Source organism: Novosphingobium aerophilum (assembly GCF_014230305.1).
GTDB lineage: Bacteria > Pseudomonadota > Alphaproteobacteria > Sphingomonadales > Sphingomonadaceae > Novosphingobium > Novosphingobium aerophilum.
The window spans coordinates 38,012-51,430 of sequence record NZ_JACLAU010000014.1 but is presented as its reverse complement, the minus strand read 5'-3'; the positions used below and the strand labels follow the sequence as shown (position 1 = coordinate 51,430).

The 13,419-nt window shown below is 67.6% G+C and carries 14 protein-coding genes; 4 read left to right on the top strand and 10 right to left on the bottom strand.

What is annotated here, in order from left to right; all coding sequences use genetic code 11:
• Positions 1-44 precede the first annotated feature (44 nt).
• From H7F49_RS10295 to H7F49_RS10265, 7 genes are all read right to left on the bottom strand, one after another.
• The gene (locus H7F49_RS10295; RefSeq protein WP_185683507.1) at positions 45-1,226 is read right to left on the bottom strand and encodes a vWA domain-containing protein; all 1,182 of its coding nucleotides are present in this window, start codon (positions 1,224-1,226) and stop codon (positions 45-47) included.
• 3 nt (positions 1,227-1,229) lie between these two features.
• Complete coding sequence (locus H7F49_RS10290) at positions 1,230-2,108, bottom strand: DUF817 domain-containing protein (protein WP_185683506.1); 879 nt, start codon at positions 2,106-2,108, stop codon at positions 1,230-1,232.
• Positions 2,108-2,542, bottom strand: coding sequence for a GFA family protein (locus H7F49_RS10285; protein WP_214647755.1), 435 nt, complete (start codon positions 2,540-2,542; stop codon positions 2,108-2,110). The genes H7F49_RS10290 and H7F49_RS10285 overlap by 1 nt, the downstream gene beginning before the upstream one ends.
• Positions 2,532-2,972: a GFA family protein gene (locus H7F49_RS10280; protein WP_185683533.1), complete on the bottom strand. Its 441-nt coding sequence runs from the start codon at positions 2,970-2,972 to the stop codon at positions 2,532-2,534. The genes H7F49_RS10285 and H7F49_RS10280 overlap by 11 nt, the downstream gene beginning before the upstream one ends.
• Positions 2,973-2,974: 2 nt before the next feature.
• Positions 2,975-3,820, bottom strand: a complete 846-nt coding sequence (locus tag H7F49_RS10275; protein WP_185683532.1) for an AAA family ATPase — start codon at positions 3,818-3,820, stop codon at positions 2,975-2,977.
• Between the two features lie 328 nt (positions 3,821-4,148).
• Positions 4,149-6,146, bottom strand: coding sequence for a DNA topoisomerase IV subunit B (gene parE / locus H7F49_RS10270; protein ID WP_185683505.1), 1,998 nt, complete (start codon positions 6,144-6,146; stop codon positions 4,149-4,151).
• Positions 6,147-6,241: 95 nt separating this feature from the next.
• Positions 6,242-7,390: a penicillin-binding protein activator gene (locus H7F49_RS10265; protein ID WP_185683504.1), complete on the bottom strand. Its 1,149-nt coding sequence runs from the start codon at positions 7,388-7,390 to the stop codon at positions 6,242-6,244.
• A gap of 39 nt (positions 7,391-7,429) precedes the next feature.
• On the opposite strand from H7F49_RS10265, the gene rsmI reads away from it, so the two are divergent.
• The 4 genes from rsmI to H7F49_RS10245 all read left to right on the top strand — a co-directional run bounded on the left by rsmI (position 7,430) and on the right by H7F49_RS10245 (position 10,320).
• Positions 7,430-8,260 (top strand): 16S rRNA (cytidine(1402)-2'-O)-methyltransferase, encoded by an 831-nt coding sequence (rsmI, locus tag H7F49_RS10260; RefSeq protein ID WP_185683531.1) that lies wholly within the window; start codon positions 7,430-7,432, stop codon positions 8,258-8,260.
• Positions 8,257-8,607 carry a YraN family protein gene (locus H7F49_RS10255; RefSeq protein WP_185683503.1) on the top strand — a complete coding sequence of 117 codons (351 nt, stop codon included), beginning with the start codon at positions 8,257-8,259 and terminating at the stop codon, positions 8,605-8,607. Before rsmI ends, H7F49_RS10255 begins: the two co-directional genes overlap by 4 nt.
• Positions 8,608-8,634: 27 nt before the next feature.
• Complete coding sequence (gshB, locus tag H7F49_RS10250; RefSeq protein ID WP_185683502.1) at positions 8,635-9,630, top strand: glutathione synthase; 996 nt, start codon at positions 8,635-8,637, stop codon at positions 9,628-9,630.
• 90 nt (positions 9,631-9,720) lie between these two features.
• Entirely contained in the window at positions 9,721-10,320 is a 600-nt protein-coding gene (locus H7F49_RS10245) for a DedA family protein (protein WP_185683501.1), read from the top strand.
• A gap of 14 nt (positions 10,321-10,334) precedes the next feature.
• Here the strand turns inward: H7F49_RS10245 and H7F49_RS10240 are convergent, their stop codons facing one another.
• The 3 genes from H7F49_RS10240 to rdgB form a co-directional block, all read right to left on the bottom strand.
• Positions 10,335-11,231 carry a tyrosine recombinase XerC gene (locus H7F49_RS10240; protein ID WP_185683500.1) on the bottom strand — a complete coding sequence of 299 codons (897 nt, stop codon included), beginning with the start codon at positions 11,229-11,231 and terminating at the stop codon, positions 10,335-10,337.
• Positions 11,228-12,379 carry a radical SAM family heme chaperone HemW gene (gene hemW / locus H7F49_RS10235; RefSeq protein WP_185683499.1) on the bottom strand — a complete coding sequence of 384 codons (1,152 nt, stop codon included), beginning with the start codon at positions 12,377-12,379 and terminating at the stop codon, positions 11,228-11,230. The genes H7F49_RS10240 and hemW overlap by 4 nt, the downstream gene beginning before the upstream one ends.
• 386 nt (positions 12,380-12,765) lie before the next feature.
• A complete protein-coding gene (gene rdgB, locus H7F49_RS10230; RefSeq protein ID WP_185683498.1) occupies positions 12,766-13,419 on the bottom strand; it encodes an RdgB/HAM1 family non-canonical purine NTP pyrophosphatase in 654 nt (217 codons plus the stop codon).

Here is a 13,419-nt window from a genome sequence, read left to right as displayed (position 1 = left end):
GGCCATAAAAGCCGGGCCAGGCAGGCCAGGTGTATCAGGCCGGATCAGCCCCGCTTGCGGGTCAGCTCGCGCATTGCCTCGTCCAGGCCGCCCAGCGTCAGCGGATACATCCGGTCATGGAACAGGTCGCGGATCATCCGGTTCGACTGGCTGTAGCCCCATGACCGTTCCGGCTCCGGGTTGATCCAGACGCTGGCGGGATAGGTGTTGACGACGCGCTGCAGCCACACCCCTCCGGCCTCGGGATTGAAGTGCTCGACCGAGCCGCCCGGCTGCGCGATCTCGTAAGGGCTCATCGCCGCATCGCCCACGAAGATCACCTTGTAATCGTGACCGTACTTGTGAAGCAGGTCCCAGGTCGGCGTGCGTTCCGAGCTGCGGCGGCGATTGTCCTTCCACACGCTTTCGTACAGGCAATTGTGGAAGTAGAAGAACTCCAGGTTCTTGAACTCGCTGGTCGCGGCGCTGAACAGCTCCTCGACCAGCTTGATGTGCGGGTCCATCGATCCGCCCACGTCGAGAAACAGCAGGACCTTGACCGCGTTGTGCCGCTCCGGACGCATGTGCATATCCAGATAGCCCTGCCGCGCGGTGCCACGGATCGTGGCGTCCAGATCAAGCTCTTCCGCGGCACCCTCGCGGGCGAAGCGGCGCAGGCGGCGCAGCGCGACCTTGATGTTCCGCGTGCCGAGCTCCCGCGTGGCATCGAGGTTCCGGAAATCCCGCCGATCCCACACCTTGACCGCGCGCTTGTGGCGGCTCTCCCCGCCGATCCGCACCCCTTCCGGGTTGTAGCCGGAATTGCCGAAGGGGCTGGTGCCGCCGGTTCCGATCCATTTGTTTCCGCCCTGGTGCCGGCCTTCCTGCTCTTCGAGCCGCTGCTTGAGCGTCTCCATGATATCATCCCATGATCCCAGCGCCTTGATCTGTTCCATTTCTTCGGGCGTCAGGAACTTCTCGGCGATGGCCTTGAGCCAGTTTTCCGGGATCTCAACCGGCTGCTGGCCATAGTCGGTCAGAACCCCGCGAAAGACCTTGGCGAAGACCTGGTCGAAGCGGTCGAGCAGGCCCTCATCCTTCACGAAGACGGCCCGCGACAGGTAATAGAACTCCTCCGGCGAGCGTCCGATGACCTCGCGGTCGAGCGCCTCGAGCAGGATCAGGTGCTCCTTGAGCGAGGCCGGAATTCCGGCGGAGCGCAGTTCATCGAGAAAGGTCAGGAACATCGGTCAGCTTTCCCGCCGGATGCCGTGGACGGCCGACACCAGCATGAACGAGATGTACATCAGCAGATACCAGGCGCCCAGCTTGGTCCATGACACCAGGTGCCAGCCTTCACGCTGGTCCGGATAGAGCCAAGCGCGCGAGAAAGTGCCCAGATTCTCGGCGAACCAGATGAACAGGGCCACCAGCAGCCAGCCCAGCAGCAGCGGCATCCAGCGTTCCACCCGCCACACGGTGAAATGGATGCGCGTCCGCGCAAAGATCAGGCCGAGGGCGGCGAACAGGACCAGGCGCAGATCGACGATCCAGTGGTGCGCAAAGAAGTTCACATAGATCGCCACGGCGAGGATCCAGGCCCATCCCAGCGGTGGAAAGCCGCTGAACCGAAAGTCGAGGATGCGCCAGACCCGGGCGATGTAGCTGCCCACGGCGGCATACATGAACCCGGAAAACAGTGGCACGCCCCCGATCCTGAGCATTGCCCGTTCGGGATAGTGCCACGATCCCACCGCGGTCTTGAACAGCTCCATCACCGTGCCGACAACGTGAAAGGCCAGGATCACCTTGGCCTCGTCCAGCGTTTCGAGCCGCAGGGCCAGCATCCCGCACTGGATCGCCACGGCGGCGAGGGTCAGGGCATCGTAGCGGGCCAGGGCGGCCTGTGGCGGATACCACAGGTGAGTGGCCAGCAGCAGCGCCAGCATCAACCCGCCGAACAGGCAGGCCCAGGCCTGCTTGATGCCGAACAGGACAAATTCGTAAAGCCAGGCCATGGGCCCGGGGCGAGGCTCGAACCGCTCCATCCGGGCGCGGATGGCGGCCAGCCGGGTTCCGGCCAGGGCCTTGCCCCGGGGTTCCGGACCGGACCCGAACTCCGGCGCCATCACCCGGCAGGCGGGGGGGGCGGAGCAGGGGCGGGAGGTTGCCCGGGCCAACGCTCCAGCGCCGGATCAATACAGGCCCAGGCCGGCGCCTCATCGGTCCAGATCACCACTTCGGGACGCAGGCCGTGGGGCTCGTCGATCACGCCGAAACGGACGGTCATCAGATGCGGCCGCGCCGAGCTTTGGGCGTAGACCTGTGTGCCGCATGACGGGCAGAAGTGGTGCGTGAGGGTGTTGCCGCTCGCCGCGGTCCATGTCGAATGCCGCAAAGGCCCGGCGATGGAGACGGCCTCAGTGGGGAAGATCGCATTGTGGCTCGGCCCACCGGCCGCGATCTGCTGACACTGGAGGCACCAGCACTGGCGCGTCCCGACCGGTGCGTCCTTGATCTGCAGGGTTACGGCGCCACAAGCGCATCGTCCGCTATAGGTCATCGCCAGGCTCCATCATGGGCGACCCCGGTCCCTGAGCGTATCGTGGTAGCGCAGGATCGAAGGGCGCCCAGTGCGGGGCACTGGCTGCCCAGATATAGGCTGTCGGGGCCATGAGGCCGGGATCGTCCAGAGTGCCCGCCCGGATCCGGATCGGCTGGGTTGCGGGGGGCTCGACCGTCCGGCTGTAAATCTGCGCTCCGCAGGTGGGGCAAAATCCCCGTTCCACCGTATTGCCGCTGTCGGCTGTCATCCGGAACGTACCGAGCCCACCGTCAAAGGCCGCAGCCTCTTCCGGAAACAGCACATTGACGGTCGGCGATCCGCTGGCGATGCGCTGGCAATCCCGGCACCAGCACATCCGTGCTCCGACCGGCTCTGCCGAAATGCTGAAGCGAACCCTGCCGCACAGGCAGCCGCCCTCGTGCGCCATGGTCAAGCCCCCCGCCGCGCCATGAAGGCCAGACGTTCAAACAGCATGATGTCCTGTTCGTTCTTCAGCAAGGCCCCATGCAGCGGCGGGATGGCCTTGGTCGGGTCACGGTTCTGCAGAACGTCGAGCGGCATGTCCTCGGCCAGCAGCAGCTTCAGCCAGTCGAGCAGTTCGCTGGTCGAGGGCTTCTTCTTCAGCCCCGGGACCTCGCGCACCTCGTAGAAGATTTCCAGCGCCTTGCTGACCAGCACCTTCTGGATGCCGGGGAAGTGGACATCGATGATCGCCTGCATGGTCTCGCGATCGGGGAACTTGATGTAGTGGAAGAAGCAGCGGCGCAGGAAGGCGTCGGGCAGTTCCTTCTCATTGTTCGAGGTGATCACGACGATCGGCCGGTCCTTGGCGGCGATGCGTTCCTGGGTCTCGTAGACGTCGAAGCTCATCCGATCGAGCTCCTGCAGGAGGTCGTTCGGAAACTCGATGTCGGCCTTGTCGATCTCGTCGATCAGCAGGACCGGGAGCTGGGGGCTGGTGAAGGCCTCCCACAGCTTGCCCTTCTTGATGTAGTTACGAATGTCGTGAACCCGCTCGTCGCCCAGTTGGCCATCACGCAGCCGGGCCACCGCGTCGTACTCGTAAAGGCCCTGCTGGGCCTTGGTGGTCGATTTGACGTTCCATTCGATCAGCGGCGCCCCCACGGCGCGCGCGATCTCATGGGCCAGGACGGTCTTGCCGGTGCCCGGCTCGCCCTTGACCAGGAGCGGTCGGCGCAGCAGCACCGCCGCATTGACCGCGACCTTGAGATCGTCGGTCGCCACATAATCCTTCGTGCCTTCAAACCGATGCATCATTCAGTCCACTGCCCATCGAGCCCGCAGGCTATGGCCAGGCAACGGTAGCGGCAAGTCCCAATCGAACGGATCGTCGGATGGGCTGGTGTGGGGTGACCGATGGTCGGGTGAAGGTGATCGCCGCACAAACGGGGCGATCACCCCACCGGGAAACACGTGATCAGAGACGAGAGCCTCTGCGGGCTTCTCGAGCGAATGCGGCTCGGGCGCCGACCCGGGCCGTCCTTACGCAACCGCTGACCTCCACCCTAGGGCTTCGTCGGCACATTAATTGGACAAATTCGTCATCACGCAAAAAATGATGACTTTTACCCGCATCAAGCCATCAGGCGTCGATCAGTTCGGGATCGATCTCGCCCGCGCGGTTCTGGATGAACATGAAGCGGTGTTCCGGGTTGCGGCCCATCAGGCGGTCCACCAGGTCCTTCACCGCGGCCCGACCCTCGTACTCGGGGGGCAGCGTGATACGCACCAGCGAGCGCGATGCCGGGCTCATCGTGGTCTCCCGCAACTGCTGCGGGTTCATCTCGCCCAGACCCTTGAACCGCGACACCTCGACCTTCTTGCCCTTGAACCTGGTCGCCTCCAGCTCGGCGCGGTGCAGGTCGTCGCGGGCATAGGCGCTGACCGAACCGCTGGTCAGGCGATAGAGCGGCGGCTGCGCCAGATAGAGATGCCCGCGCCGGACCACCTCGGCCATCTCCTGGAAGAAAAAGGTCATCAGCAGCGTGGCGATATGGGCGCCGTCGACGTCGGCATCGGTCATGATGATGATGCGGTCATAGCGCAAAGCGTCTGGGTTGCAGTCCTTGCGACTGCCACAACCGAGGGCGAGCAGCAGATCGGCGATTTCCTGGTTGGCGCGGATCTTGTCGGCCGTCGCGCTGGCGACGTTCAGGATCTTGCCACGGATCGGGAGGATCGCCTGGGTCTTGCGATCGCGCGCCTGCTTGGCGCTGCCCCCGGCCGAATCGCCTTCGACGATGAACAGCTCGGTCTCGCCATCGCCTTCGCCTGAACAGTCGGTAAGCTTGCCGGGCAGGCGCAGCTTGCGGGCATTGGTAGCGGTCTTGCGCTTGACCTCGCGCTCGGCCTTGCGGCGCAGCCGCTCGTCCATGCGCTCCATCACATAGCCGAGCAGCGCCTTGCCGCGCTCGAGATTGTCCGACAGGAAGTGGTCGAAATGATCGCGCACCGCGTTCTCGACCAGTCGGGCCGCCTCGGGGCTGGTCAGGCGGTCCTTGGTCTGGCTCTGGAACTGGGGATCGCGGATGAAGACCGACAGCATCACCTCGCTGCCGGTGATCACGTCCTCCGGAGCGATGTCCTTGGCCTTCTTCTGCCCGACCAGCTCGCCGAAGGCCCGGACCGCCTTGGTCAGGGCCGCCCGCAGCCCCTGTTCGTGCGTGCCGCCGTCGGGCGTGGGAATGGTGTTGCAGTAATAGCTGAAGGCCCCGTCCGACCACAGCGGCCAGGCGATGGCCCATTCGACCCGACCCTGCTGCTCGCCCCGGTCATTGGCCGGGAAATCCTGCGACCCCCGGAAGAACTCGCTGGTCACGCACTCGCGCGTGCCCAATTGTTCGGCAAGGTGATCGGCCAGGCCGCCGGGGAACTGGAACACGGCCTCGGCCGGAACCTCCTCGCTGGCGAGGGAGGCCGCGCACTTCCAGCGGATCTCGACCCCGGCGAACAGGTAAGCCTTCGACCGGACCAGTTTGAACAGGCGGGCCGGCTTGAACTTCGCGTCGACCCCGAAAATCTCGAGATCGGGCACGAAGGTCACCGTGGTGCCGCGCCGGTTGGGGGCATTGCCGATCTTTTCCAGCCGGGTGGTCGGCAGGCCGCAGGAAAACTCCTGGGCGTAAAGCTCCTTGTTGCGCGCCACTTCGACCCGGGTCAGGGTCGACAAGGCGTTGACCACCGAAATGCCGACACCGTGCAGACCGCCCGAGGTGGCATAGGCCTTGCCCGAGAACTTGCCGCCGGAATGCAACGTGGTGAGGATCACCTCCAAAGCCGACTTGCCGGGATAGCGGGGATGCTCGTCGACCGGAATGCCACGGCCGTTGTCGGCAATGGTCAGGCGGTTGCCTTCCTCCAGGGTCACCTCGATCCGATTGGCGTGCCCGGCAACGGCCTCGTCCATGGCATTGTCGAGCACCTCCGCGGCCAGGTGGTGCAAGGCCCGCTCGTCGGTGCCGCCGATGTACATGCCCGGGCGACGACGCACCGGTTCCAGCCCTTCGAGGACCTCGATGGCCGAACCGTCGTAGGTTTCCCCGGAGCCCGCAGGCAGCTTCTCGAACAGATCGTCGGACATGGGCCGGACTATACGGGCCGGGTGATTCCGGGCGCAAGCGTCCGGTGGGGGTTATCGTCAGGGTTGACGGGGCCAGGCCGGTTCCGCCGACCGGGTCAATCCTGGAAGCGCGCCGGGGCAGGGCTGACCGTCGTGACCCCACCGACCCGCACCTCGTTCACCTCGAACGCGCGCTCGACCCGGCCGTTCTCGGCGAACCGGAACGGACCGTCCAGCCCAAGAAACCCGCCGCGGTCGCCCAACCGCCCGGTCGGAAAGACCGAGCCCGGCTTCCATTCGCGTGCGACCCGCAAGGTCAGCAGCACCGCGTCATAGCCCAGGGTCGCGATGCGGTAGGGCTTGGCGCCGAAGCGCGACTGGTAGCTGTCGGCGAATTGCAGGAAACGCCCGTCGGGCACGGCGGAGTACCACGCCCCGGCAAGGGCCGCGCCGCCGATCGCGGCGCCGTCGCCGCTCCACAGTTCGGTGCCGAGCAGCCGCACCGGGGTCTTTGCGCCCTTGAAGGCCGGCGCGGCGAGCGCCGCGAACCGCCCGCTGTCACCGATCAGCACGGCGTCGAAGGCCCCGCGGGTGCGCAGCCGGCGGGCCGCGCTGACCACCGAGGTGTTGCCCCGCGCATAGGTTTCGGTGGCGACGACCGTGCCGCCGGCTTCCAGCACCGCGGTGTGGAACGCGGCGGCGGCGCGCTGGCCATACTCGCCATCGGGCACGAGGGCCGCGAACCGGCTGAGCCCGCGCGACCGGGCGAAGCGCACCGTGCGGGCGATGGACTGTTCGGGCAGGCTGCCCATGATGAAGGTGCCGGGCGAGGCCACCCCGATATCGTTCGAAAAGGCAATGATCGGCACCCGGGCGGGAAGCGCCACGGCAGCGGCGGCCGTGGCCTCGTCCCCCATCAGCGGGCCGAGGATCAGCTTGTTGCCGTCGGCAATCGCGCGCGTGGCGGCCACGGCCGGGCCGGCTGCGGTATCGTAAGTGGTCAGGCGCAGGTTGCCCGCACCGGTGTCGAGCAGGGCCATGGTCGTGGCATTGGCAAGGCTTTGCCCCACCGCCGCGTTGGGGCCGGACAGCGGCACCAGCAAGGCCACCCGGTGGCGCTGCTGATCGGCCGGCAGGGTCGTGGCGCTCGGCTGTTCCGGCGCGGGAGCGACGGGGGGAGCCTTGGGGACAACGGTGCAGCCCGCCACCAGAGCCAGGGCACCGCTGACGAGCAGGCCGCGCCGATCGAATTTCCCGCCGAACATCCTTGCCGCACCCTCCTATCGTGGTCCATGAGCGCGATCATGGCCACGCCTCTCGAACCCGGGCTCTACATCGTCGCCACGCCGATTGGCAATCTGGGCGACGTGTCGCAACGCGCGAAGGACACACTCGGTTCCGTCGCCGCGGTGGCTTGCGAGGATACGAGGGTTACTGGAAAACTGCTTCAACTGCTGGGCCTGAAGCAGCGGCTCATCCGCTACGACGATCACGCCAGCGATGCCACGCGAGACCATCTTTTACAGATCGCAGCCACCTCTCCCCTGGCCCTGGTCAGTGATGCCGGCACCCCGCTGATCTCCGATCCGGGCTATCGCCTGGTGCGCGAGGCCCGGGCGCGTGGAGTGGCCGTGACCAGCATCCCCGGGCCGAGCGCGGCGACCGTGGCGCTGACCCTGTCCGGGCTGCCGAGCGACCGCTTTTTGTTCGCCGGTTTCCTGCCCAACAAGGACAAGGCCCGCGGCGATGTTCTGCAGGAGCTGGCCGCAGTGCGGGCCACCCTGGTGTTCTACGAAACCGCGCCACGGTTGATCGACAGCCTGGCTGCGATCGGGCGCACCCTGCCGGGCCGCGAGGTGGCCGTGGCGCGCGAGCTGACCAAACGCTTCGAGGATTGCCGGACCGGCACCGTGCAGCACCTGATCGCTCACTACGAGGCGCACCCAGCCAGGGGCGAGATCGTGCTGCTGGTCGCGCCGCCGGGCGAGGCCGAGCCGCCCGGCGAGGCCGATGTCGACGCGCTGCTGCGCGCCGCCCTGGCCACCGGCAAGCCCTCGCAGGCGGCGGGGCAGGTCGCGAAGGCCACCGGTCTTGACCGCAAGCAGCTCTACGCCCGGGCGCTGGAGCTGAAGTGACCCGGCAGGCGGCGGAGCGGTCAGGACGGCGCGGCGAGGTTCTTGCCGGCTGGTACCTCCGCCTGAAGGGCTGGCGCATCGTCGCCCGGCGGGTACGAACCGCCCGGGGAGAGGTTGACCTGGTGGCGCGACGCGGCCGGGTGGTCGCCTTCGTCGAGGTCAAGTGGCGGCGGACCGCCGATGAGCTGGCCGGAGCGCTCGACCAGCACCGTCTGCGCCGGGTGGTGGCCTGTGCCGAGGCCGTTGCCGCCCGCTATGCCGGCGCGGGCGATACGGTGCGGATCGATGCGATCCTGCTTGCACCCGGCCGCTGGCCGCGCCACATCGCCAACGCCTCGCTCGCCTGAGCGCCCTCGATCGGAACAGGAATGCCCATGACCCTGCGCGTCGCGGTCCAGATGGACCCGCTCGAAACGATCAATATCAACGGGGATTCGAGCTTCCACCTGATGCTCGCCGCGCAGGCGAGGGGGCATGAACTGTGGCACTACGACGTTGGCAGCCTGGCCTATGATACGATGAGCGGTGCGGGCGGGCGCGTGACGGCCTGGGCGGCTCCCGTCACCGTCCAGCGCGTTGCGGGCGATCACTTTCAGCGCGGGGACTATCGGAAGATCGATCTCGGCGCCGAGATCGACGTGGTGCTGATGCGCCAGGATCCCCCGTTCGACCTGGGCTACATCACCGGAACCCATATCCTTGAGCGGCTCGCTGGCGAGACACTGGTGGTCAACGATCCGGTGTCGGTGCGCAATGCGCCGGAGAAGGTCATGGTGCTGGACTTCGCCCGGTTCATGCCGCCGACCCTGGTGGCCCGGCGGATCGAGGATGTGAAAGCGTTTCAGGCGCGCAATATCGCTCAGGGCCTGGGTGGCGATCTGGTGATCAAGCCCTTGCACGGCAATGGCGGCAAGGCCGTGTTCCGGATCCCGGCCGACGGCAGCAACCTGGGCGCGTTGATCGAGATGTTCCACAATGCCTGGGTCGAACCGTTCATGGTCCAGCCTTTCCTTCCCGGCGTGGCCAAAGGTGACAAGCGGATCGTGCTGGTCGATGGCGAGGTGGCCGGGGCGATCAACCGCAAGCCGGGCGAGGGGGAGTTTCGCTCCAACCTGGCGGTCGGCGGATCCGCCGAGCCCTGCGATCTGACCGCCCGCGAGGAGGAGATCTGCGCCGCTCTGGGGCCGGTGCTGAAGCAGCAGGGGTTGGTCTTCGTGGGGATCGACGTGATCGGCGGCGAGTGGCTGACCGAAATCAACGTCACCAGTCCCACCGGGATCGTCGCGATCGACCGGTTCAATGGCAGCGATACCGGCGGCCTGATCTGGGATGCGATCGAGACCCGCCATGCGGCGATGCTCCGGGGGTAATGGAACCAGGCCGCGCTGGGACCGTCCAGACCCATATCCCGCTCAGCCTGAGCCTGTCGAAGGCCACGCGCAATTCCGGCCCGGAGCGACATGAACGACTGGATCATCCACCTGATCGAACAGGGCGGATACGCTGGCATCTTCGTGCTGATGGTGCTGGAGAACGTGTTCCCGCCGATCCCATCGGAGCTGATCATGGGCATGGGGGGAATTGCCGTGGCCCATGGCTCGATGCGCTTCTGGCCGCTGCTGTTTGTCGGCACGGCCGGATCGACCCTGGGCAATTACGTCTGGTTTCTGCTGGGTGACCGCTTCGGTTACCAGCGGCTGAAACCGATCGTCGGGCGCTGGGGCCGATGGCTGACCATGGACTGGCACGACGTGGAGCGGGCCACCGCCTTCTTCCAGCGCCATGGCCAGTGGGTGGTCTTCGCCATGCGCTTTTCACCGTTCCTGCGCACGATGATCTCGCTGCCGGCCGGGCTCGCGCACATGCGCCATGGCCGCTTCCTGCTGTTCACCTTCGCCGGGGCGGCGGTGTGGAATACCCTGCTGATCCACGGCGGACGGCTGGTCGCGCAGTACCTGTCCGCCTTCGAGGACGTGATCGGTTATGCCGTGCTCGGCCTGACCGGGCTGTTCGTCGTGTGGTATCTGTGGCGCGTGATCACCTGGCGCCCGCGCGACTGAGCCGGCACTGACGGTTACTGTTCACGCGGGTGGGCATGGCGATAGACGTCGAGCAGGGTGGCGGCATCGACCCTGGTGTAGATCTGGGTCGAGCCCAGGCTGGCGTGGCCGAGCAGTTCCTGCAGGCTGCGCAGGTCCGCCCCCGCGCCCAGCAGGTGGGTGGCGAAGCTGTGCCGCAGGGCGTGCGGAGTCGCGCTGTCGGGCAGGCCCAGTGCGATCCGGGCGCGGGCCACCGCCTTCTGCACCAGTCCCGGCGCCAGCGGACCGCCCCGGGCCCCGCGGAACAGGGCCGTCTCCCGCGTGATCGGCCAGGGGCACTTGGCGACGTAGTCGGCCACGGCCTCGCGCACGAGGGGGAGGACCGGGACCATCCGCTGCTTGCTGCCCTTGCCGGTGACGACAATCGTCTCACCCAGCGGCAGGGCCGCACCGGTCAGGGCCAGGGCCTCGGCAATGCGCAGGCCGCTGCCATAGAGCAGGAGCAGCACGGCGCGATCGCGCGCACCGATCCACTCCGCGTTCGCCTCGTCATGGACCATGGCCGCCAGGCTAACCGCGTCATCGGGCGTGATCGGGCGGGGGATGCTCTTCTTCACCCGGGGCGCACGGACCCGCGGGGCCTGGGCTTCGGGCACCCCGGCCTGGGCCCGGGCGAAGGCGAGGAAGGCCTTCAGCGCCGAGAGTTCGCGGGCGGCCGAGATATTGGCCAACCCGTCCCCACGGCGCGCCGCGAGGTGCTGGCGCAGGGCAGGGCCGTCAAGGGTCGCCAGATCGGTCCAGTCCGCGTCGGGCCGTCCGTCCAGCAGGCGGGCCGCCGTGGCGACATAGGCGCGAACCGTATGCGGCGAGCGGCGGCGGCCGTGCGCGAGATGCCCGTGCCAGGCCTCCAGCAGCTCGGCCCGGGAGCTCACGAGGCCACCAGCCCGGCCGGAACCAGCTCGCCCAGCAGGGCATCGAGGACCGAGACCCCGCCCGGCGCGACCCCGATCCGCTCCCCGGCCGCCCAGACCAGGCCCTGGCGCTGGTAGAAGGCGAAGCGGTCGCGGTCGATCAGGTCCGCCTCGGCCAGTCCGCAGCGCCGGGAGAGCGCGGCCAGATCGATCCCCTCGGTCAGACGCAGTCCCATCAGCAGGGCCTCGCTCGCCTGCTCGACCAGCGGCAGCGCGCGCTCCTCCGCCACGCCGTGGCCCTGCCCGGCCACGGCGGCGAGCCAGTTCTCCGGCTTGCGATGGCGCACGGTGGCCCGTCCCCCGCGCCGGCCATGGGCGCCCGGGCCGATCCCGGCATAGTCCTGGTAACGCCAGTAGGTCAGGTTGTGGCGGCTCTCCTCACCCGGGCAGGCATGGTTGCTGATCTCGTAGGCGGGAAGCCCGCGGGCGGCGGTCATGGCCCGGGTCAGGTCGAACAGGTCGGCGGCCTGGTCATCGTCGAGCGGCGTGAAGGCGCCGTCGCGGACCATGGTGGCGAAGCGGGTGCCCGGCTCGATGGTCAGTTGGTAGAGCGAGAGGTGACCGGTGCCGAAGCCCAGCGCGCGCTCCAGTTCGGCCTGCCATTGTGCCGCCGTCTGGTCGGGCCGGGCATAGATCAGATCGAAGCTGACCCGCCCGAAATGGCGCTGGGCCACGTCCAGTGCGGCCAGCCCCTCGGCCACGCCGTGCAGGCGGCCCAGAAACCGCAGCGCCGCATCGTCGAGCGCCTGCAGCCCGAGCGATACCCGGTTGATCCCGGCCACGGCCAGATCGGCGAAGCGTCCGGCCTCGACCGACGAGGGGTTGCCTTCGAGCGTGATCTCGATCCCCGGGGCAAAATCCCACAGCCGCTCGGCCTCGGCCAGCAGGGCGGCGACCAGCGCCGGGGGCATCAGCGAAGGGGTGCCCCCGCCGAAGAAGATGCTCTCCAGCGGCTCACCCCCGGCCAGCAATGCCTCGTGCCGCATGTCGGCCAGCAGCGCCGCCTGCCAATGGGCGTAGTCGACGCTGTCACGGACATGGCTGTTGAAGTCGCAGTAAGGGCACTTCTTCAGGCAGAACGGCCAGTGGATGTAAAGCGCTCGGGCCATCGTGATCCCCTATCGCACCAAGCCCCGTTCCAAAACCCGTTTCAAGCGCGCCCCTGTCCCGATCACCCTCCGGCAGGGAGCGGGGGGATGCAAGACCGCGAACTTCACAAAGATCACCCACAGAAAGCATGGCAAAAGTTTGGGGATTGGGTGGATTGCAAACACAAGCCTGGAACCCCCACCCCCATCCCCTCCCCAACGGGGAGGGGAGCGAGACTTGCCCTGCCGCAGGTGGGGCTAGTCGCAGCGGGGAGGGGGCTCAACAGTCGAGTTTGCAAACGACCCGATCGCCAAACGTTCCGGGTGCGGGATCGCGACACCCGTGGCGGATCGACGATGGGAAAGAGCCGTGCGCAGCATGACACGGCCCAGGGGTGTAGGACAGGTCAGTCCGCAAACTGGTCCGCGACCAGCTTGGCGAAGGCATCCGCACGGTGGCTGATGCGGTGCTTGTCGGCGGGGTCGATCTCGGCGAAGGTCAGGGTTCCGCCCAGGGGAACGAACACCGGATCATAACCGAACCCCAGCGCGCCGCGCGGCGGCCAGGTGAGCGTGCCGTCGACCCGGCCCTCATAGACCGCGCTCGCCCCGTCGGGCCAGGCGATCGCCAGCACGCAGGCGAACCACCCGGACCGATCGACGCTGGGCCCCTGCTCGGCCAGCAGCCCTTCGACCTTGCCCATCGCCATGTACCAGTCGCGACCCTGCCAGTCCTGGCCCGGCTCGCCCTCGAACCACTGCCGTTCCGCCCAGTCGGCGGTGTAGACCCCCGGGCGCCCGCCGAGCGCGACCACGCAAAGGCCCGAATCGTCGGCGAGCGCGGGCAGGCCCGCCGCCTCGGCCGCGACCCGCGCCTTGATCAGGGCATTCTCGACAAAGCTCGTGCCGGTCTCGGCCGGTTCGGGCAGACCCAGCTCGCCAGCCGAAACGCAGTCAACACCATAGGGCGCCAGCAGGGCGGAGATTTCGCGCAGCTTGCCCGCGTTGTGCGTGGCGATGACGAGCTTGCCGGCGAGCCTGTGCCCCGCGGTCGCGGCCAT

Bases quoted from the DNA above. Each gene is read 5' to 3' on its own strand.
- H7F49_RS10295 (WP_185683507.1), bottom strand. From the start codon at position 1,226: ATGTTCCTGACCTTTCTCGATGAACTGCGCTCCGCCGGAATTCCGGCC.
- H7F49_RS10290 (WP_185683506.1), bottom strand. From the start codon at position 2,108: ATGGCGCCGGAGTTCGGGTCCGGTCCGGAACCCCGGGGCAAGGCCCTG.
- H7F49_RS10285 (WP_214647755.1), bottom strand. From the start codon at position 2,542: ATGACCTATAGCGGACGATGCGCTTGTGGCGCCGTAACCCTGCAGATC.
- H7F49_RS10280 (WP_185683533.1), bottom strand. From the start codon at position 2,972: ATGGCGCACGAGGGCGGCTGCCTGTGCGGCAGGGTTCGCTTCAGCATT.
- H7F49_RS10275 (WP_185683532.1), bottom strand. From the start codon at position 3,820: ATGCATCGGTTTGAAGGCACGAAGGATTATGTGGCGACCGACGATCTC.
- parE (WP_185683505.1), bottom strand. From the start codon at position 6,146: ATGTCCGACGATCTGTTCGAGAAGCTGCCTGCGGGCTCCGGGGAAACC.
- H7F49_RS10265 (WP_185683504.1), bottom strand. From the start codon at position 7,390: ATGTTCGGCGGGAAATTCGATCGGCGCGGCCTGCTCGTCAGCGGTGCC.
- rsmI (WP_185683531.1), top strand. From the start codon at position 7,430: ATGGCCACGCCTCTCGAACCCGGGCTCTACATCGTCGCCACGCCGATT.
- gshB (WP_185683502.1), top strand. From the start codon at position 8,635: ATGACCCTGCGCGTCGCGGTCCAGATGGACCCGCTCGAAACGATCAAT.
- H7F49_RS10245 (WP_185683501.1), top strand. From the start codon at position 9,721: ATGAACGACTGGATCATCCACCTGATCGAACAGGGCGGATACGCTGGC.
- hemW (WP_185683499.1), bottom strand. From the start codon at position 12,379: ATGGCCCGAGCGCTTTACATCCACTGGCCGTTCTGCCTGAAGAAGTGC.
- rdgB (WP_185683498.1), bottom strand. From the start codon at position 13,419: ATGGCCGCGACCGCGGGGCACAGGCTCGCCGGCAAGCTCGTCATCGCC.